15 protein-coding genes are annotated in these 19625 nt (G+C 71.6%); 13 read left to right on the top strand and 2 right to left on the bottom strand.

What is annotated here, in order from left to right:
• Nucleotides 1-60: 60 nt before the first annotated feature.
• The 3 genes from ABZ707_RS08580 to ABZ707_RS08570 all read left to right on the top strand — a co-directional run bounded on the left by ABZ707_RS08580 (nt 61) and on the right by ABZ707_RS08570 (nt 5861).
• Nucleotides 61-324, top strand: a complete 264-nt coding sequence (locus ABZ707_RS08580) for a WhiB family transcriptional regulator (RefSeq protein ID WP_014046372.1) — start codon at nt 61-63, stop codon at nt 322-324.
• Nucleotides 325-534: 210 nt separating this feature from the next.
• Nucleotides 535-4272: a glycosyltransferase gene (locus ABZ707_RS08575; RefSeq protein ID WP_360169978.1), complete on the top strand. Its 3738-nt coding sequence runs from the start codon at nt 535-537 to the stop codon at nt 4270-4272.
• Nucleotides 4269-5861, top strand: a complete 1593-nt coding sequence (locus ABZ707_RS08570; protein WP_360169975.1) for a DUF5719 family protein — start codon at nt 4269-4271, stop codon at nt 5859-5861. The genes ABZ707_RS08575 and ABZ707_RS08570 overlap by 4 nt, the downstream gene beginning before the upstream one ends.
• A 79-nt stretch (nt 5862-5940) precedes the next feature.
• Here the strand turns inward: ABZ707_RS08570 and ABZ707_RS08565 are convergent, their stop codons facing one another.
• Entirely contained in the window at nt 5941-6369 is a 429-nt protein-coding gene (locus tag ABZ707_RS08565) for a metallopeptidase family protein (RefSeq protein ID WP_360169972.1), read from the bottom strand.
• A 274-nt stretch (nt 6370-6643) separates the two neighbouring features.
• Between ABZ707_RS08565 and ABZ707_RS08560 the strand changes: the two genes are divergently transcribed.
• The 9 genes from ABZ707_RS08560 (at nt 6644) to ABZ707_RS08520 (ending at nt 17125) form a co-directional block, all read left to right on the top strand.
• Complete coding sequence (locus ABZ707_RS08560; RefSeq protein ID WP_360169969.1) at nt 6644-7084, top strand: DUF3499 domain-containing protein; 441 nt, start codon at nt 6644-6646, stop codon at nt 7082-7084.
• Between the two features lie 278 nt (nt 7085-7362).
• A complete protein-coding gene (locus ABZ707_RS08555) occupies nt 7363-8979 on the top strand; it encodes a lactate permease LctP family transporter (protein WP_360169966.1) in 1617 nt (538 codons plus the stop codon).
• Between the two features lie 68 nt (nt 8980-9047).
• Complete coding sequence (locus ABZ707_RS08550; RefSeq protein ID WP_360169964.1) at nt 9048-10406, top strand: phosphomannomutase/phosphoglucomutase; 1359 nt, start codon at nt 9048-9050, stop codon at nt 10404-10406.
• A 222-nt stretch (nt 10407-10628) separates the two neighbouring features.
• Complete coding sequence (locus ABZ707_RS08545; RefSeq protein ID WP_030350970.1) at nt 10629-10811, top strand: Trm112 family protein; 183 nt, start codon at nt 10629-10631, stop codon at nt 10809-10811.
• Nucleotides 10812-10914: 103 nt separating this feature from the next.
• On the top strand, nt 10915-12090 hold the full coding sequence (locus tag ABZ707_RS08540) for an SIS domain-containing protein (protein ID WP_360169961.1): 1176 nt from the start codon (nt 10915-10917) through the stop codon (nt 12088-12090).
• Between the two features lie 114 nt (nt 12091-12204).
• Entirely contained in the window at nt 12205-13368 is a 1164-nt protein-coding gene (gene manA, locus ABZ707_RS08535; protein ID WP_360169958.1) for a mannose-6-phosphate isomerase, class I, read from the top strand.
• Nucleotides 13369-13457: 89 nt separating this feature from the next.
• Nucleotides 13458-14435 carry a cation diffusion facilitator family transporter gene (locus ABZ707_RS08530; RefSeq protein WP_360169955.1) on the top strand — a complete coding sequence of 326 codons (978 nt, stop codon included), beginning with the start codon at nt 13458-13460 and terminating at the stop codon, nt 14433-14435.
• Between the two features lie 345 nt (nt 14436-14780).
• Nucleotides 14781-16238 carry an adenosylhomocysteinase gene (ahcY, locus tag ABZ707_RS08525; RefSeq protein WP_360169952.1) on the top strand — a complete coding sequence of 486 codons (1458 nt, stop codon included), beginning with the start codon at nt 14781-14783 and terminating at the stop codon, nt 16236-16238.
• 272 nt (nt 16239-16510) lie between these two features.
• Complete coding sequence (locus ABZ707_RS08520; RefSeq protein WP_360169949.1) at nt 16511-17125, top strand: hypothetical protein; 615 nt, start codon at nt 16511-16513, stop codon at nt 17123-17125.
• A gap of 41 nt (nt 17126-17166) precedes the next feature.
• Here ABZ707_RS08520 and ABZ707_RS08515 read toward each other — a convergent pair whose 3' ends face one another.
• Nucleotides 17167-18108: an RDD family protein gene (locus ABZ707_RS08515; protein WP_360169946.1), complete on the bottom strand. Its 942-nt coding sequence runs from the start codon at nt 18106-18108 to the stop codon at nt 17167-17169.
• Nucleotides 18109-18226: 118 nt separating this feature from the next.
• Between ABZ707_RS08515 and ABZ707_RS08510 the strand changes: the two genes are divergently transcribed.
• Nucleotides 18227-19234 (top strand): stage II sporulation protein M, encoded by a 1008-nt coding sequence (locus ABZ707_RS08510; protein WP_360169943.1) that lies wholly within the window; start codon nt 18227-18229, stop codon nt 19232-19234.
• Nucleotides 19235-19625: the final 391 nt, after the last annotated feature.

Raw genomic sequence — 19625 nt, 5'->3', positions numbered from 1 at the left:
TCGGCCGGAAATCGACAGCGGCCGCATCACGGGGACGCAAAAGACAGACGAGGGGCGCACATGACCGAGCTGTTCCAGCAACTGCTGGTCGAGGACGCGGACGAGGAACTCGGCTGGCAGGAGCGCGCCTTGTGCGCCCAGACCGATCCCGAGTCCTTCTTCCCCGAGAAGGGCGGTTCCACCCGTGAGGCAAAAAAGGTCTGCCTCGCCTGCGAGGTCCGCTCCGAATGCCTTGAATACGCCCTTGCCAACGACGAGAGATTCGGTATCTGGGGCGGCCTGTCGGAGCGAGAGCGCCGACGCCTGAAGAAAGCCGCGATCTGAACACTGTCCGACCGGTGTCCGCCGTCTGTTCGAGGACCGGCGGGGCCCCTTGGTCAATCCGCACAACTCCGTACGTAATGACCGGTCCGCGGTCTGCGCCCTTGTCGCAGGCGGCGGACCGTGCTGCTCTCAGCCGTTAGTGTGGGGCCCCGTCCGAGACGCACCAACGCCCCTACGGGGCGATCCCCGGCCGGAGGGCCCGTTACCTCAATGTCCCCCACCACAGCCGCGTTCGTTTCCGCCACCGCCCCCGAGTTCCCGCGGCACGTCGTGACCGCGGTGCTCGTCTCCCACGACGGTGCGCGCTGGCTGCCAGACGCCCTCGCCGGGCTGCTCGGTCAGGAACGCCCCGTACAGAACGTCATCGCGGCCGACACCGGCAGCGCCGACGACTCCGCCCGGCTGCTCACCGAGTCGCTCGGCGACGAACGCGTCCTGCATCTCGCGCGCCGCTCCGGCTTCGGCACGGCCGTCGACGAGGCGGTCCGCTCCGCCGGTGTGCTCACACCCGAGGACCTGCCGTATCTGAAGCGGCCGAGCGGCTGGGACCCGGTGAACCGGACCTGGCGCGACGACGCCTATGACCTGCCGGAGCTGCCGCACGGCGAACCGGTGCAGTGGCTGTGGCTCCTCCACGACGACTGCGCGCCCGAACCCACCGCCCTCGCCGAGCTGCTGCGCGTCGCCGACTCCGACGAGTACGCCGCCGTCGTCGGTCCCAAGCTGCGCGGCTGGTACGACCGCAAGCAGCTCCTCGAAGTCGGCGTCTCCATCGCCAACAGCGGACGCCGCTGGACCGGCCTCGACCGGCGCGAACAGGACCAGGGCCAGCACGACCAGGTCCGTACCGTCCTCTCCGTCTCCAGCGCGGGCATGCTCATCCGCCGGGACGTCTGGGACGAACTCGGCGGCTTCGACCGCAGACTGCCGCTGATGCGCGACGACGTCGACCTGTGCTGGCGCGCGCACGCCGCGGGCCACCGGGTGCTCGTCGCTCCCGACGCCGTCCTGCGGCACGCCGAGGCGGCCGCCCGCGAGCGCCGCACGGTCGACTGCGCCGGCCGCTCCGTCGTCAACCCGCACCGCGTCGACAAGGCGGGCGCCGTCTACACCATGCTCGTCAACGCGCGAGCCGCCGCCGTCCCGTACGTACTGCTCCGACTCGTCGTCGGAACGCTGCTGCGCACCCTCGCCTATCTGGTGGGCAAGGCGCCCGGCCAGGCCGTCGACGAGGTGATGGGACTCTCCGGCACCCTGCTGCGCCCCGGCAGGATCGTCAGCGCCCGGCGCCATCGGGGCAAGGGGGTCGTCGAGCCGGCCGAGCTGCGGCCGCTCTTCCCGCCGCCCGGCGCGACGGTGCGGGCCACCTTCGAGCAGATCGCCGGCAGCCTCGGCGGCGACTCCGACGCCGAAGCCGGCGGCTCACGCCACGGCGCCGTCGAGTCGGGACCGGGCGGCGACGACGCCGACTTCCTGGAGATCGAACAGTTCGCCAGGGTGAAGAAGCTCGCGCACAAGCCGGGCCCCGTGCTCTTCGCGATCCTGCTGGTCGTCTCGCTCATCGCCTGCCGCGGTCTGCTCGGGGGCGGCGCCCTCGCGGGCGGCGCGCTCCTGCCGGCGCCCGCGGACGTCTCCGACCTGTGGTCCCGGTACGCCGACGGCTGGCATCCCATCGGCACGGGCGGTACCCAGACCGCGCCCGCCTATCTGGCCGTACTCGCCGCGCTCTCCGCGCTCTTCCTCGGCTCCACCGGCTTCGCGCTGACCCTGCTGCTCGTCTGCTCGGTGCCGCTCGCCGGAGTCACGGCGTACTTCGCCTCCCGGCCCCTGACCGAGTCCCGGCTGCTGCGGGCCTGGGCGAGCATCGCCTACGCCTTCCTGCCCGCCGCGACCGGCGCGCTGGCCACCGGCCGGCTCGGCACGGCCGTGCTGGCCATCCTGCTGCCGCTGATCGCCAGGGCCGCCGTCGCCGCGTACGGGCTGCGCGGCGACGCCCGCGGAAGCTGGCGAGCCACCTGGGCGTACGCCTTTCTGCTGACCTTCGCGATGGCCTTCACGCCCGTCGTATGGCCGATGGCGCTGCTGCTCGGCCTCGGTGTGCTGGCGCTGCGCCGTGACGACATAGCCGCGTACGGCCTCCGTGTCCTCGCCGCACTCGGCACCCCGGTGCTGCTGCTGGCGCCCTGGTCCCTCTCGCTGCTGACCAGCCCGTCCGCCTTCCTGCGCGAGGCCGGCCTGGAGTTCGGCACGGGAGCGGCCTCCGCGTTCGATCTGCTCGGAATGAGCCCCGGCGGCCCCAAGACCGCCGGCGGTGTCCTGCTGATCGGTGTGGTGCTCGCCGCACTGGCCGCGCTGCTCCGCGGCGAGCGGCAGTTCGCCGTCCGCGCCGCCTGGGCCGTCGCCCTGGTCGCGCTCGTCTTCGCCGTACTGGCCAACAACTCCGGCTGGGCCGGTCCCGCCACCCTCGTCTACGGACTCGCGCTGATCGCGGCCGCCGTGGTCGGCGCGGAAGGCGCCCGGGAACGGGTCGCCGCACAGAACTTCGGCTGGCGCCAGCCGGTCGCCGCGCTCATCGCCGCCGCGGCGGTCTGCGCCCCGCTGCTCGCCGCCTTCGGCTGGATGATCAGCGGAGCGGCGGGCCCGCTGGAACGCCGCGACCCGGTCCAGGTCCCGGCCTTCGTCGCCGAGGAGAGCATCACCCGCGACCAGCCCCGCACGCTGGTCCTCGGCGGCACCTCCGCCGGTGAGGTCTCGTACGTCCTGGTACGCGGCTCGGGCGGGCGGCTCGGTGACGCGGAGCTGACCGAGGCCGGCGGAAGCGACGCGCGGCTCGACAAGGTCGTCGCGAACCTGGTCGCCGGATCCGGCGCGGACCAGACCGAGGAGCTCAGCGGATTCGCGGTCCGCTATGTGCTGGTACGGGACGGAGCGCCGCGGCAGATGAGCCGCGTCCTCGACGCCACCCCGGGCCTGAGCCGGCTGAGCCAGCTCGACGGCAGCGCGCTGTGGCGCGTGGACCGCCAGATCTCGCGCGCCACGATCGTCGACGGCAAGGGCGCCGGCGAACCGCTGGCCGTCGCGTCCTCACCGGTCGAGGCACACACGAAGATCCCGGCGGGCGCCGCCGGCCGGGTGCTGAGAATCGCGGACCGGGCCGCCGAGGGCTGGCAGGCCACGCTCGACGGACAGGTACTGACGAAGAAGACGGTCGACGGCTGGGCCCAGGGCTTCGAGCTGCCCGCCGAGGGCGGCCGGCTGGATCTCACCTACGAGGACCCCTTCACACACACCGCCTGGATCTGGCTCCAGGGAGCGCTCGCCGTCGTACTGCTGGTGCTCGCGCTGCCGGGCCGCCGCCGGGAGATCGACGACGACCTGCCCGACGAGGAGCTGGAGATTCCGGCGCAGCCGGTGGAGGGCGAGGGCCGCCGGGCGCGCAGGCTGCGGGCCGCGGCCGAGGCCGAGACGGGTCCGGACGCGGAGCCGGGGCCCGGACACGGCACCGGGGAGTACGAGTACGGGCCGGGGGAGTACGAGACCGGGCAGCAGGAGGCCGTTCCGCCGATGCCCGCCGGGGCTGCCGCGCCGGACCCGTACGGCCAGGACGGTCAGGAGGGCCGGCAGTACGTCGCGGTGCCGCAGCAGCCGGCGTACGGCGAGTGGGACGGTGGCGCGTACCCGGGCGCGGAGTATGCCCAGGACCGGCACCCGGACGGGCAGTACGCCCATGAGCAGTACCAGAACCAGAACGACCAGTACCAGGGCGGCCAGTACGGCGAGGGCCAGTACCAGCAGCAGTACCAGCAGTACCAGGCCGATCCGTATCAGGAGGGCCAGGGTCAGTACGACCCGTCGGTGTACGACCCGTACGGCTACGGACAGCAGCAGCCCTACGCCGAAGGCCCCGAGAACGAGCAGCGTCAGCGCCCCGACGGGAGCAACCAGTGAACCGCACGACCCTCTCCCTCCTCGCGGCCGTCACCGCGCTCGCCGCCGTCACCGGATTCGCGGCGCTCACCGCTCCGGGCGCCACGGACACGGCGTCGGCCCAGGCGCCGGTCCGGTTGCCGGTGGAGCGCAGCAGCCTCCTCTGCCCGGCGCCGAGCGTCTCGGAGATCGCGGAGACGACATACACGTCCTTCACGCCGGGTGGCACCGGCGGCGGCGCCGCGACCGGTACGGCGGAACTGCGGGAGTCCACCGTCACGCTGGCCGACCCGTCCGGCGCGGACGCCGACGCCGACAAGGCCGGCAGCGCCGACGACAAGAAGGACGACAGGGCCGGCGAGAAGGACGACCCGAAGAAGGACGACGACACGGACGCGGCACGGGACAAGGCGTTCATCGCCCTGAAGGAGCCCGGCAAACCGGTCGCGGCAGAGGCGAGCGGCGCCGAGGCCCCGGCTCTGGTCGGCGTCGCCACCGGCCGCTTCGCCCCGGGCTGGACCACCCAGCAGACCACCACCGTCGGCGCGGGCGGCGCCCGCGGCCTGCTCGGCATGGCCTGCACCGCGCCCGACACCGACTTCTGGTTCCCGGGAGCCGACACCGAGAAGACGCGGCAGGACTACGTCCATCTCACCAATCCGGACGACACCGCCGCCGTCGCCGACATCGAGCTGTACGGGAAGGACGGCCCCCTCAAGGCGGAGGTCGGCGAGGGCATAACGGTGCCTCCCCGGTCCAGCGTCCCGGTGCTGCTCTCCACCCTGACCACCGACGCCGCGGCCGATGTGACCGTCCATGTGACCACCCGTACCGGCCGGGTGGGCGCCGTGGTGCGCGCGGCCGACGAGACGGCGGGCAGCGACTGGCTGGCGGCCTCCGCCGACCCCGCGGGCCGGGTGGTGCTGCCGGGTATCCCGGCGGACGCGACCGATGTCCGGGTGGTGGCCTTTGCGCCCGGCGACGACGACGCCGATCTGCAGGTGCGGCTCGCGGGGGCCGACGGCACGATCACCCCGGCCGGCCACGAGACCCTGCACGTCAAGTCCCGGATGACCGCCTCCCTCGACCTGGCGGACGTCACCAAGGGCCAGGCGGGTTCGCTCGTGCTCGGCCCGGCCGAGGGCGAACGCGCGACCCCGGTCGTCGCGGCGCTGCGCGTGGTGCGCGGCAAGGGCGACAAGCAGGAGATCGCGTTCATCCCCGCGACGGGCCCGATCGCGTCGCGGGCGTCCGCGGCCGACAACCGCGCCAAGGGGGCCACGCTTTCGCTGACGGCGCCGGACGCTGCCGCGAAGGTCAAGGTCACGGCGTCGGCGGGTACCGAGGGGGGCGAGCAGGTCGTGAAGACGTACACCGTCAAGGCCGGCACGACCCTGGCCGTGACGCCGCCGGTGCCGTCGGGCCTGAAGGGCTCGTACGCGCTGACGGTCGAGCCGGAGTCGGGCGGTCCGGTGTACGCGGCGCGCACGCTGGCGCTGCCCGAGGACGGCGTCCAGATGTTCACCGTGCAGACGCTGCCGGACGACCGGGGGACGGTGTCCGTGCCGAAGGCCAAGGAGGATCTGTCGATCCTCGGCGATCAAGGCTGAGGCTGTCGGGCCCGGCGCATCCCGGACAGGAAAGAGGGCCCCGGCCCCGGTCATTCCCGACCGGGGCCGGGGCCCTCGCTCACTCCTGTCCGTACCGCGGGTCGACGGACTCCGGCGCCAGCCCGAGCAGTTCCGCGACCTGTTCCACCACGATCTCGTGCACCAGCATCGCCCGGTCGTCGCGGCTCTTGGTGCGGATCTCCACGGGGCGGCGATAGACGACGATGCGCGCGGGACGCTCCTTGCCGGCCGGGACGGAACTGCCCAGCGGCACGGACTCGTCCTGCGCGGTGGGCACGTCCATGACCAGGAATTCGACCTCCGCGAGCTGTGGCCAGCGCCGCTCCAGCCGGTCCACGGAGTCCGCGACAAGGTCGCGGAAGGTCTCGGAGCGGCTGGCCGAAAGCGGCACCTGCGGCGGAGCGACGGGCCCGCGCATACCGCGGCCGTGCCGGTCGCGGCGGCGCGGCCGGGGTTCGGCCGGGCGGGGCGGTACAGGACTGTCCATCACTGACGCAGCGTAGCCCTCCCGGGGAGCCGGCGATCGCGGCTGTCGGCCGCTCGGACGGCATGTCGCATATTGAACATTCAGGCCAAGCTTGGGCTCGATTCAGTACGCTCTCGCGATCGCCGATCTCGCCTTCCTTGACGGGATTTGTCCCGGGTAATGACCGTGTCACGGGCTGTCGTTGATCCATCACACCGCCTTTCATGCAGGTCAGACCGGTTGCTTCCAGCCAAGTTGAGGGGCAGGCCGGGGCGCGACACGGTGGGGTGACCTGGTGGAGAGTCGTCGCGGCCCGCTCAAGAGTGCGGTACCGTCCAACATCGTGAGCCCTGTACGTCGCTGTTCGCGCACCGCGTGCGGCCGCCCTGCTGTCGCGACACTGACGTACGTCTATGCCGATTCGACCGCGGTCCTCGGCCCGCTCGCCACCTACGCCGAGCCTCACTGCTACGACCTGTGTGCGGAACACAGCGAGCGGCTGACCGCTCCGCGCGGCTGGGAGGTCGTCCGTCTGACGGACGGCTCGGCTCCCGCACGCCCGAGCGGTGACGATCTCGAGGCGCTGGCCAACGCCGTACGTGAGGCCGCCCGCCCCCAGGAGCGCGCGGCCGGCGGCGGTGCCCCCGGCAATGGCAACAAGGGCACCCGGGGAGTGGATCCGACCGAGGCCGGGCGCCGGGGGCATCTGCGGGTGCTGCGCTCTCCCGAGTCGTGATATCCCGACGCCGGGCCGCCAGGTCCTGAACCGCCGTCCGACCGCGCGCCACCGGCGCCTTTGGTCCGGCCGGTGCCGTTCCCCGCCCGCGCGGCCCCCCGCCCCACGCCGCCGCTCCCGGTCTTCGTCTCCTCCGGCCTTCCTCGGGCGCCGCTCACTCCGACGAGGTTTTCCGGTACGGATCCTGCGTCGGCCATTGACCTGCGCTTGGCGCGGACACGACCATTCCCCCACCCCTGAGAGATCAGTTTCCGTATCGCGGAATCCGGAGGACTGTCGTGTTCGTACAGCAACTGGAACCCGTCGCCGATTCGCTCGCCCTCTCCGCCCTTGTCGCCGCCCTGCCGCTGGCCGCCGTGCTGATCCTGCTCGGCGCGGTCCGGATGAAAGCACACCTCGCGGGGCTCATCGGCCTCACGGCCGCCGTCCTGGTCGGCTGGCTCGTCTTCGGCATGCCCCTCGGCCAGACCCTCTCGGCCGGTGCGCAGGGCGTGCTCTTCGGGCTCTTCCCGATCATGTGGATCGTCATCAACGCCCTCTGGGTGTACCGGATGACGGTCCGTACCCACCATTTCGACATCCTGCGGCGCTCGTTCGGCCGCCTCTCCGACGATCCTCGTATCCAGGCGCTGGTCATAGCCTTCTGCTTCGGCGCGCTGCTTGAGGCGCTCGCCGGTTTCGGGGCGCCGGTCGCCATCTGTTCGGTGATGCTGGTGGCGCTCGGCTTCGACCCGGTCAAGGCCGCCGTGGTCGCCCTCGTCGCCAACACCGCGCCCGTCGCCTTCGGCGCCATGGGCACACCGGTGGTGACACTCGCTCAGGTCACCGGGCTGCCACTGGACACGGTCGCCGCGGTCGTCGGCCGGCAGACCCCGCTGCTCGCGCTCGTCGTACCGCTGGTGCTGGTCTGGCTGGTCGACGGGCGGCGCGGGCTGCGGGAGACCTGGGTGCCCGCGCTGGCGTGCGGAGTCGCCTTCGCCGTCGCGCAGTTCGCCGCCTCGAACTATGTCTCCGCCCAACTCGCGGACATCGGGGCCGCGCTGGTGGGCGCGGCGGCACTGGTGGCGGTCCCCTCGGCGCGCAGGGCCGCGGCGGAACCGGTGCGCGCGGCGGTGCTCACGGGCGCCCGGAGCGAGGACCTGGACCAGGAGGACCCGCGCCGCGAAGTGGTGCGCGCCTACGCCCCGTACGCGCTGATCGTGGTCGTCTTCTCCGTCGCGCAGCTCCCGCCGGTCAAGGACCTGCTGGCCAGGGCGACACGCAGCTTCGACTGGCCGTTCCTCGATGTCGCGGACCCGAACGGCGAGCCGGTCGGCGCCAATATGTTCTCCCTGCCGCTCGTCGCCACGGGCGGCACGCTCGTCCTGTTCGCGGGCCTGCTCACGGCGGTGGTGATCGGTGTGCGCGCGGGCGACGCGGCGCGGGAGTGGGCGGCGACCGTCTACGAACTGCGGTACGCGATCCTCACCGTCGTCTCGGTGCTGGCCCTCGCGTATGTGATGAATCTGTCCGGACAGGCGGGCACCATAGGGCACTTCGTCGCGGCGGCGGGCGCCGGACTGGCGTTCCTCTCGCCGATCCTGGGCTGGTTCGGGGTCGCCGTCTCGGGCTCGGACACCTCCGCCAACGCTCTCTTCGGCGCACTCCAGGTGACGGCGGCGCAGCAGTCCGGCCTGTCGCCCGAACTGCTGGCGGCGGCGAACAGCTCCGGGGGAGTGCTCGGCAAGATGATCTCTCCGCAAAATCTGACGATCGCGTGCGCTGCGGTCGGTCTCGCGGGGAAGGAGGGAGATCTGCTGCGCAAGGTGCTGCCGTGGAGTCTCGGGCTGCTGCTGGTGATGTGTCTGATCGTGCTGGGACAGAGCACGTCGGTGCTGGGCTGGATGCTTCCGTGACTGCGAGCGGGTAACCGTGCGGGTAGTTTGAAGTGTCCGCAGTGACAGAGACCTCTGGAGGGTTGGCCGTGGCCGATTTGTCGCAGATCGTGAAGGCGTACGACGTGCGGGGGGTGTACCCGGACCAGCTCGACGACGGGCTCGCGGAGCTCTTCGGCGCGGCCTTTGTCGAGGTCACGGGCGCCGAGGCCATCGTCGTCGGCCATGACATGCGGCCCTCCTCACCCGGACTGGCGTCGAGCTTCGCGCGGGGCGCCGTGTCGCGCGGAGCGGACGCCACGATCATCGGGCTGTGCTCCACCGACCAGCTCTACTACGCGTCGGGCAGCATGGATCTGCCGGGCGCGATGTTCACGGCCTCGCACAACCCGGCCCGTTACAACGGCATCAAGATGTGCCGGGCCGGGGCGGCGCCGGTGGGCCAGGACACGGGCCTGGCGGAGATCCGCGCGCTGGTCGAGGGCTGGCTGGCGGAGGGCGCACCGGCGTCGGTCGTCAGGCCCGGACACCTCACGGAACGGGACACCCTGGCGGACTACGCCGCGTATCTGCGGTCGCTGGTCGACATCTCGCACATCCGCCGGCTGAAGGTCGTGGTGGACGCGGGCAACGGCATGGGCGGACACACCGTCCCGACGGTGCTCGGCGGCCTGCCGCTGGATGTGGTGCCGATGTACTTCGAGCTGGACGGCACCTTCCCGAACCACGAGGCCAACCCGCTCGACCCGAAGAACATCGTGGACCTCCAGGCCCGTGTCCTGGCCGAGGGCGCCGACCTGGGGCTGGCCTTCGACGGTGACGCGGACCGCTGCTTCGTCGTCGACGAGCGCGGCGAGGGCGTCTCGCCGTCCGCCATCACCGCGCTGGTGGCGGCGCGCGAGCTGGCCAAGCACCCGGGCGGCACGGTCATCCACAACCTGATCACCTCCTGGTCGGTCCCCGAAGTCGTCAGAGAGCAGGGCGGCGTCCCGGTGCGCACCCGGGTCGGCCACTCGTTCATCAAGCAGGAAATGGCGACCACGGGCGCGGTGTTCGGCGGCGAACACTCCGCGCACTACTACTTCCGCGACTTCTGGAACGCCGATACGGGCATGCTGGCGGCGCTCCATGTCCTGGCCGCGCTCGGCGCCCAGGACGGCTCGCTCTCCGAGCTCGTCTCCTCGTACGACCGCTATGCCGCCTCCGGCGAGATCAACTCCACCGTCGACGACCAGACGGCCCGGATGACCGCCGTCCATGAGGCGTTCGCGAAGCGGGACGGCGTGACGATCGACGAACTCGACGGGCTGACGGTGACATCGGCGGACTGGTGGTTCAATCTCCGCCCGTCCAACACGGAGCCGCTGCTGCGCCTGAATGTCGAGGCGCGCGACGAGACGACGATGGCCCGGGTGCGGGACGAGGCGCTGGCACTGATCCGCGCCTGACCCGGGCGAGCCCGGCGGACCTGAGCACAAGAGAGCCGGTGAGGAGGCGCGGGCCCGCGCCTCTTCCCGGCTGCTGCCCGCCGTGCGCCCGTGACACGGGGGGCGGAAGCGGCCCGGCCGCCGCCCTTGCCCCGGGGCCGCCGTCCCGCAATGAGCCCCGGCCCTTCCCCCGGCGGTAGGCTGACGTGGCCCGATCCGCCTGTTCGAAGGGACACCACCCCTATGCCGCTCGAAGCCGGTCTCCTGGAGATCCTCGCCTGCCCGGCCTGCCACGCGCCGCTCAGTGACCGCACCGCGGCCGAGACCCCCGAGCTGATCTGCACCGGCGAGGACTGCGGTCTGGCGTATCCGGTACGGGACGACATCCCGGTACTCCTCGTCGACGAGGCGCGCCGCCCCGCGTAACCAGCCAGGCGCGCCGCGCTCCCGTACGCCGGTCCGGCCCGCCAGTCCACGCAAGCCCCGCTCTGGCACCGCCACGGCGTCGGGCGATCGGAGGCCCATCCCCATGCTCGACGAGTCGCTGCTCGATGCGCCCGACGCACTGGCCCGGGCTGACCGCGGTGGTCTGCTCCGTGGCGTCGCCGAGGCCGGAGCGCGTGTGCGCACCGCCCTGCGGAACACCGCCGAGGCCGGCGTCGCCGAGCTCAGCCCCGAAGGCCGCCCGCGCGGCGTACTGGTCGCGGGATCCGGCGCGGCCACGGCCGGTGTCGCCGATCTCGTCGCGTCGCTGGCCGGCGGAGCCGCGCCTGTGACCCGGCTCCGCCCCACCGGCGTCGCGCCCGCCGCCGGCGCGCTGCGCTGGACGCTGCCGGGCTGGGCCGGATCCGTGGACCTGCTGCTGATCATCACCACCGATGGCAGCGAGCCCGGCCTCGCGCTCCTCGCCGAGCAGGCGTACCGCCGCGGCTGCACGGTCGTCGCCGTCGCCCCGCGGCGCTCCCCGCTGAGCGAGGCGGTCGACGGTACGCACGGCCTGGTCGTCCCGATGGCGACGACACCGCACGAGCAGTACGGCAACGGCAACGGCAACGGCAACGACGCCGACCCGGACAACGGAACCCTGGCGGCCGGTCCCGGCGCCCTCTGGTCCCTGCTGATCCCGCTGCTCGCTCTCCTCGACCGGGTCGGGCTGCTCACCGCTCCGGCGGACACCCTCCAGCTCGTCGCCGACCGGCTCGACCGCGTGGCCGAACGCTGCGGCCCGGCCGTCGCGACGTACAGCAACCCGGCCAAGACCCTCGCCGCCGAACTCGCCGACAGCCTGCCGCTGGTCTGGACCGAGGGCACCGCCGCCGCCCCGGCGGGCCGCCGCTTCGCCGCCGTACTGGCCGAGCTCACCGGCCGGCCCGCCCTCGCCGCCGAACTCCCGGAAGCCATCCCGGCCCACGGCGCGCTGCTCGCCGGGAACTTCGCGGGCGGCGACACAGCACCGGACGACTTCTTCCGCGACCGGGTCGAGGAGCGCCAGGCCCTGCGCGCCCGGATCGTCCTGCTCCGCGACCGCCCCGTCGGCGGTCTGACCGCCGCTCCGGCGGCCCGCGAACTCGCACTCGGCCATGACACGGCCATCAGCGAACTGGAGCCGGAGGAGGGCAGCGAGCTCGAAGCACTGGCCGAGCTGATCGCCGTCACCGACTTCGCCACCGTCTACCTGGCTCTCGCCGGGGGCGCGCCCGCATGAGCCGGACCGGCCCCGCCCGGCCCGGCACCGCCAAGCCCCCACGCCGGCATGCCGTCGACGCACCACGCCCCTGATCACCACGCCACTGATCACCACGCACAAGGAAGCCCCTCCATGGACCGCCTCTCCAACACCGTGCGCCCCTATGCCTGGGGCTCCACGACCGCCATCCCGGAACTGCTCGGTGTCGCCCCGACCGGCGAGCCCCAGGCCGAGATGTGGATGGGCGCCCACCCGGGGGCCCCGTCCCGCCTCGACCGCGGTACGGGTGAGCAGCCGCTCTCCGCCGTCATCGCCGCCGACCCCGAGGCGGAGCTGGGCGCGGCGGCGACGCGGAAGTTCGGCCCGCGCCTGCCGTTCCTCCTCAAACTCCTCGCCGCCGGTTCACCGCTCTCCCTCCAGGTGCACCCCGACCTCGCCCAGGCCCGCGAGGGGTACGCGGACGAGGAGCGCCGCGGTGTCCCGATCGACGCGCCGGACCGCAACTACAAGGACGCCAACCACAAGCCCGAACTGATATGCGCGCTCACGCCCTTCGACGGGCTCTGCGGTTTCCGCGCACCCGACGAGGCCGCGGAACTCCTCGCCCGGCTGGACGTCGACTCGCTCAAGCCGTACGCCGACCTGCTCCACGCCCGTCCCGAAGAGGCCGCGCTGCGTGAGGTCCTGACCGCCGTCCTGGCCGCCGACCCGGAGGAGATGGCCGCGACCGTCACCGAGACCGCCGCGGCCGCCGAACGTCTCGGCGGCGACTACACGCCGTACGCCTCCATCGCCCGCCACTACCCGGGCGACCCCGGCGTGATCGCCGCCATGCTGCTCAACTACGTGCAACTGCTGCCGGGCGAGGCGCTCTTCCTCGGCGCCGGTGTCCCGCACGCCTATCTCAACGGCCTTGGCGTCGAGATCATGGCCAACTCGGACAACGTCCTGCGCTGCGGCCTCACTCCCAAGCACGTGGACGTCCCCGAACTGCTCCGTATCGTCCGCTTCGAGGCGAGCGAGCCGGGCGTCCTGCGCCCCGAGGCGTCCAGCTCCGGCGAGGAGCTCTACGACACCCCGATCGACGAATTCCGTCTGTCCCGCTATGTCCTGACACCGGACGCGCCCGTACGTGACCTCACGGCCCCCACCCCGCAGATCCTGCTCTGCACGGCCGGGGCGCCCTCCGCGAACGACCTCGCGCTCACACCCGGTGCCTCGGTCTTCGTACCCGCGGGAGAGAAAGCCGAACTGTCAGGTGTCGGCACGGTTTTCCGGGCAACAGTGGTGGTCTGAGCAACGTGCCACGCCGGGCGGCTGCAACAATGTGCCGCCGTAGCGCGGCGCCAGGGCCGCGGCACCGAAGAAGGGACATCAACGCACCCATGAGCGCGTCAGGCGGAACCAAGGCGATCGTGGCGGCGCTCGGCGCCAACCTCGCGATCGCGGCAGCCAAGTTCGTGGCGTTCCTCTTCAGCGGTTCGTCGTCCATGCTCGCGGAGAGCGTCCACTCCCTCGCCGACTCCGGCAACCAGGGACTGCTGCTCCTCGGCGGCAAGAAGGCACAGCGCGAGGCCACTCCGCAGCACCCCTTCGGCTATGGGCGCGAGCGCTACATCTACGCCTTCCTCGTCTCCATCGTGCTGTTCTCGGTGGGTGGCATGTTCGCCATCTACGAGGGCTACGAGAAGGTCATGCACCCGCACGAGATCGAGGCGTGGTACTGGCCGGTCGGGGTGCTCATCTTCGCGATCATCGCGGAGTCGATCTCCTTCCGTACCGCCATCAAGGAGTCCAATGTCACGCGGGGCCAGCTCTCCTGGACGGACTTCGTCCGCCGCGCCAAGGCCCCGGAGCTCCCCGTTGTGCTCCTGGAGGACTTCGCCGCGCTGATCGGTCTGGTGCTCGCGCTCTGCGGCGTGGGCGTGTCCCTGGCCACCGGCGACGGCGTCTGGGACGGCATCGGCACGCTCTGCATCGGTGTCCTCCTCATTGTGATCGCGCTGGTCCTGGCGGCCGAGACGAAGTCCCTGCTCCTCGGCGAGTCCGCCGGGACGGAGGATGTGGAGAAGATCAAGACCGCGCTCGTCGACGGCGATGTGGTGACGGGCATCATCCATATGCGTACGCTCCACCTCGGCCCCGACGAACTGCTGGTCGCCGCCAAGATCGCCGTCCAGCACGACGACACGGCCGCCGAGGTCGCGAGCGCCATCAACGCCGCCGAGTCGCGGATCCGCGAGGCGGTTCCGATCGCCCGTGTGATCTACCTGGAGCCGGACATCTACAGCGACCGGGCATCGGCGGAGGCCCCGGCTCCGGCCAAGAACCCGGGCGGTCCCACCCCGGATCCCGCCCACTGACACCGGCGCTCTCACCCCCGCCCCGGCCACCGGCACCGGTGACCGGGGCGGCGCTGATTCGGCCGCGGAGCGTCCCGGGGCCCACGGCAACGGCCGCCCGCACCCTTCCCCTTCCCCTGTCCCTTCCCCATTCGGCTGTGGGCCGCCGGGCCGGTCGGTGTAGATTCGTCCGGAGAGCCAGACGTCGCTGCTGATGGCGGTCGGGCGGTCCGCCCTCGCGGACCGGCCGAGGGAGAGAGGGCCTCCGACGGACTGCGCCGCGAGCGCCCGGGCATTCGTATGCCCTCCGCCGCAGAGCCAGCCGTACGTACCCACCCTCGACCCCTTTACGAGGAGCAGCTCGTTATGACGACTGTCGCCAACCGACAGGACTTCAAGGTCGCCGATCTCTCGCTCGCCGAGTTCGGCCGCAAGGAGATCACCCTCGCCGAGCACGAGATGCCCGGCCTGATGTCGATCCGCGCGGAGTACGCCGAGGCGCAGCCGCTCGCCGGCGCCCGCATCACCGGCTCCCTGCACATGACCGTGCAGACCGCGGTGCTCATCGAGACCCTGGCCGCCCTCGGCGCCGAGGTCCGCTGGGCGTCCTGCAACATCTTCTCCACCCAGGACCACGCCGCGGCCGCCATCGCCGTCGGCCCCGAGGGCACTCCGGAGAACCCCCAGGGCATCCCCGTCTTCGCCTGGAAGGGCGAGACGCTGGAGGAGTACTGGTGGTGCACCGAGCAGGCGCTGACGTGGCCGAACACGCCCACCGGCGGCCCGAACATGATCCTGGACGACGGTGGTGACGCCACCCTCCTGGTCCACAAGGGCGTCGAGTACGAGAAGGCCGGCGAGGCCCCCGACCCGGCCACCGCGGACAGCGAGGAGTTCAGCTACATCCTCCGTCTGCTGAACCGCACCCTCTCCGAGAACCCGCAGAAGTGGACCCGTCTGGCGTCCGAGATCCGCGGCGTCACCGAGGAGACCACCACCGGTGTCCACCGTCTGTACGAGATGCACCGCGACGGCACCCTCCTCTTCCCGGCGATCAACGTCAATGACGCCGTCACCAAGTCCAAGTTCGACAACAAGTACGGCTGCCGCCACTCCCTGATCGACGGCATCAACCGCGCCACCGATGTCCTGATCGGCGGCAAGGTCGCGGTCGTCTTCGGCTACGGCGACGTCGGCAAGGGCTGCGCGGAGTCCCTGCGCGGTCAGGGCGCCCGCGTGATCATCACCGAGATCGACCCGATCTGCGCGCTCCAGGCGGCGATGGACGGCTACCAGGTCTCCACGCTCGACGATGTCGTCTCCATCGCCGACATCTTCGTCACCACGACCGGCAACAAGGACATCATCATGGCCTCGGACATGGCCAAGATGAAGCACCAGGCGATCGTCGGGAACATCGGTCACTTCGACAACGAGATCGACATGGCCGGCCTCGCGAAGATCGACGGCATCGTCAAGGACGAGGTCAAGCCGCAGGTCCACACCTGGACGTTCCCCGACGGGAAGACGATCATCGTCCTCTCCGAGGGCCGCCTGCTGAACCTGGGCAACGCGACCGGTCACCCCTCCTTCGTGATGTCCAACTCCTTCGCGGACCAGACGCTGGCCCAGATCGAGCTCTTCACCAAGCCGGAGGAGTACCCGACGGAGGTCTATGTGCTCCCCAAGCACCTGGACGAGAAGGTCGCCCGCCTCCACCTCGACGCGCTCGGTGTGAAGCTCACGACCCTCCGCCCGGAGCAGGCCGCCTACATCGGCGTGGACGTCGCGGGCCCGTACAAGCCCGACCACTACCGCTACTGAGCCAGGTCGCCGCCGGGCCGACAGCCCGGCGGATCACTGACGCGCTCTCCTGAACAGGTACCGGCGGTACCGGACAGGCCCCCGCACCCCCGTGTCGGGGGCCTGTCCCGTGGCCGGCGACCCCGGCGGCCGCTCCGGCCCGTCCTGGCCCCGCACCCCGCGCCGGCTTCCCTCCGGCGCCCCGCGGCCGGATCCGCTCGCCCCGTGCCGACCGCACCCGCCCGACACGGGACGTGTCAGTCGCCGAGCACCCGAAAGACTCGAAGGACCCCATGCCCCGCGGCCGTTATTCGCTCCATGATCCGCACGATCACACCCCTCTCGGTGACGAACACTTCCACTGCGCGCCGGGCCCCTCCGGCTGGCGCTATGTCTCCCAGACCACCACTCCCTCCGGCGCCCACGCCGGCTCCGTCGATCTGGCCCTCGACGAACTCGGCCGCCCCATCCGCCTCGAACTCCACGCCGCGAGCTGGCAGGTCCGGGGCGCCGCCCTTGACGGCGTCACCTGGGTCCGCACCGACCCCTCCGGCGCCGATGCCACCGAAGGCACTGTCCGCGCCCACGCCTTCACCGGCACCTCCCCCGCCTTCCTGGTCGCCACGGCCCGGCTGCTGCGGCTCACCCCCGGCTCTCCCTCCACCCGTGTACGCCTTGTCGCCTTCACAGACCCGGTCCTGGCACCCCGCACCCTCGACCAGGCGTGGGCCTTGCTGAAGAGTGAAGCGCACCCCACTGACAATGGGCCCCTGATGGTGGACGAGTACCAGGTCAGCGCCCTGGACACCGGTGAACAGCACACCGTCCACCTCGCCGGCGACGTGGTGCTCTCGGCCCCGGGCATCGAGCTGGAAGACCTGGAAACCCCGCCCTCCGTCCTGCCCTGACCGCCCCCTCCGCCCCGGCCGACCGGACGTCGCCCGGGCGCCTACGCCGGCGGGGAGAAGCCCGTGACAGGCGGCGATCCGGCATCCGCAGCCCGGTCCTGCGCCGGTTCCGCCGCGTCCCGCCGTACCGCGTCCGGCTTCGGCCCGGCGCCGGACGCGCCGGGCCCCGCCTCGGCCGCCGGCGGCGCGAATGCGGGAGCCGGAGAGGTACCGGCACCGGCCGGGCCGGGAGCGGCGGCCCCGAAGGTCCGGCTCGCGTCCCGCGCCTGCCGCTCATTGACCACGGCTGCCAGATACGCGGCCGGAGGCACGTCCCGAGGCGCGGGCGTCCCCGTACGCGCCGCCAGATCGCCGGCGAGCCGCTCGGCCATCGACCAGCTCACTGCCGCGTCGAGCTGTCCCATCCGCGTCAGGTACTGGCGTACCGCGAGCCACAGATCATCCGGCACGGCGGAAAGATCCAGCTCCGTGAAGCGTCCGACGAGCCACGGCGGGGGAGGCGGAAGCGTCGCCAGAGGCGCGGCCGGTACCCGCTCCCGTACGACAAGGGTCCCCGCGAAGACATCGCCGATCCGCCGTCCGCGCGCGGACACCAGCGACGCGATACAGGCGACGACCCCGAAGGACGCCAGGATCTCCACCACGCCCATCGCCCCGCGCACCAGCGCGTGCCGGAACCGGATGGGCCCGCCGTCGTCCCTGACCACCCGCAGCCCGCAGGCCAGCTTGCCCAGCGAGCGTCCATGGCTGAGCGTCTCCACCGCGATCGGTAGGCCCACCAGCACAAGCAGGAAGGCGGCTATGGACAGCGCCGTGGCCGCGGCGTCGTCCAGCGAGCCCGTCGCCAGGACAATCCCGAACGACACCAGGAAATAAGCCGCCCAGGCCACCACGAGGTCGATCGCCAGCGCCAGCGCGCGGCTCGGCAGCCTCGCGGGCCGGAGCCCCAGCACGACCGCGTCGCCCGTCACAAGCTCATTCACCGATGCCCACCCCTCGCCGGCTTCCCTGCCCCTGGAAGCCTCAGTCTGCCAAGCTGGCCAGCAGCGCGCCGCAGTAGGACGGACCGTACGCACCCAGTGCCTGGAGCAGCAGCCGACCATGGATCTCGATGTCTTTGTCGCAGCCCACCGTGACGAGTGGGACCGTCTGGACCATCTCCTGCGCCGGGGTCGCCGCCTCAGCGGCTACGAGGCCGATGAACTCGTCGCCCTGTACCAGCTCACGGCCACCCATCTCTCCCTCGTCCAGTCCAGCGCGCCCGATCCCATCCTCACCACGCGTCTCACCCAGCTCGTGGCCCGTGCCCGTGCCACGGTCACCGGCACCCGCCGCGCCACCTGGCGCGACGCCGCGCTCTTTCTGACCGCCGGCTTTCCGGCGGCCGTCTACCGTTCCCGGCACTGGTGGCTCCCGACCGCACTCCTGAGCACGCTCCTCGCGGCCGTCATCGGATGGTGGATCGCAGTCCATCCCGAGGTCCAGGCGGCGATCGCGGCCCCGGAGGAACTGCGGCGGATGACACGGCCCGGTGGCGAATACGAGACGTATTACTCAAGCCATCCGGCTGCGTCCTTCGCGGCTCAGGTCTGGACGAACAACGCCCAGGCGGCCGCCATGTGCCTGGTCCTGGGCGCGTTCCTCTGCCTGCCGGTGATCTGGATCCTCTTCACCAATGTGCTCAATCTCGGCATTGGCATCGGTCTGATGTCGTCGGCCGGACGCCTCGACACCTTCCTGGGCCTGATTCTCCCGCACGGCCTGCTCGAACTCACCGCGGTCTTCGTCGCGGCCGGCACGGGCCTCCGCCTCGGCTGGACATTGATCGACCCGGGCCCGTACAGCCGCAGGACCGCACTGGCCCGGCAGGGCCGCGCCGCGCTCGGCATGGCCATCGGCCTGGCCCTGGTGCTCTTCGTGTCCGGTGTGATCGAAGGTTTCGTGACCCCGTCCGGCCTGCCCACCTGGGCCCGTATCGCCATCGGGGTCGCCGCTGAGGCGGCGTTCCTCGTCTACGTCTACCTCCTCGGCGGCCGGGCGGCCCGTGCCGGCGAGACGGGAGACGTCGAGGCGGGGGACCGAAGCGCCGAACTGCCCGTCGCCGCCTGATGTGCGGATCCCGTCCCCGAGCTGTTAGTCTCCTCTTCGCCTCACCAAACCGTTGACACGGTCTGTGTGGGGAGGTAGATTAGAACGGTTGCCTCGAAGCTGGACAAGCTACGAGTGTGGTGGTAAAAATCTACGCGGCTCCCGACGGAAATTGAATTTCTGTGGAGTCCAGCGACTCGACCCTTGGATGAGTGAAGGCCGATGTGATCGGCCCGAATGTTTCTGATAAAGTCGAGTCCGCCGAAAGGAAAAAGGCCAATCCAAAGGCCATCGGAATTCAAGCGGCTAGAACAGCCGAATGAATCTGGTAGAGTCGGAATCGCTGGAAAGGGAAACGCGAAAGCGGGAACCGGGAAGGCGGCCCCGCCGGCCGGGGAAATCGGATACGAAA

The sequence above is a fragment of the Streptomyces sp. NPDC006923 genome (assembly GCF_040635655.1).
Taxonomy (GTDB): domain Bacteria; phylum Actinomycetota; class Actinomycetes; order Streptomycetales; family Streptomycetaceae; genus Streptomyces.
Note: the sequence above shows the minus strand (reverse complement) of the source record. Positions and strands in the feature narration are given on the sequence as shown.

What these genes read in the sequence shown, in the direction of transcription:
- ABZ707_RS08580 (WP_014046372.1), top strand. Translation starts at nt 61, where the DNA reads ATGACCGAGCTGTTCCAGCAACTGCTGGTCGAGGACGCGGACGAGGAA.
- ABZ707_RS08575 (WP_360169978.1), top strand. Translation starts at nt 535, where the DNA reads ATGTCCCCCACCACAGCCGCGTTCGTTTCCGCCACCGCCCCCGAGTTC.
- ABZ707_RS08565 (WP_360169972.1), bottom strand. Translation starts at nt 6,369, where the DNA reads ATGGACAGTCCTGTACCGCCCCGCCCGGCCGAACCCCGGCCGCGCCGC.
- ABZ707_RS08545 (WP_030350970.1), top strand. Translation starts at nt 10,629, where the DNA reads ATGCCGCTCGAAGCCGGTCTCCTGGAGATCCTCGCCTGCCCGGCCTGC.
- ABZ707_RS08540 (WP_360169961.1), top strand. Translation starts at nt 10,915, where the DNA reads ATGCTCGACGAGTCGCTGCTCGATGCGCCCGACGCACTGGCCCGGGCT.
- manA (WP_360169958.1), top strand. Translation starts at nt 12,205, where the DNA reads ATGGACCGCCTCTCCAACACCGTGCGCCCCTATGCCTGGGGCTCCACG.
- ABZ707_RS08530 (WP_360169955.1), top strand. Translation starts at nt 13,458, where the DNA reads ATGAGCGCGTCAGGCGGAACCAAGGCGATCGTGGCGGCGCTCGGCGCC.
- ahcY (WP_360169952.1), top strand. Translation starts at nt 14,781, where the DNA reads ATGACGACTGTCGCCAACCGACAGGACTTCAAGGTCGCCGATCTCTCG.
- ABZ707_RS08520 (WP_360169949.1), top strand. Translation starts at nt 16,511, where the DNA reads ATGCCCCGCGGCCGTTATTCGCTCCATGATCCGCACGATCACACCCCT.
- ABZ707_RS08510 (WP_360169943.1), top strand. Translation starts at nt 18,227, where the DNA reads ATGGATCTCGATGTCTTTGTCGCAGCCCACCGTGACGAGTGGGACCGT.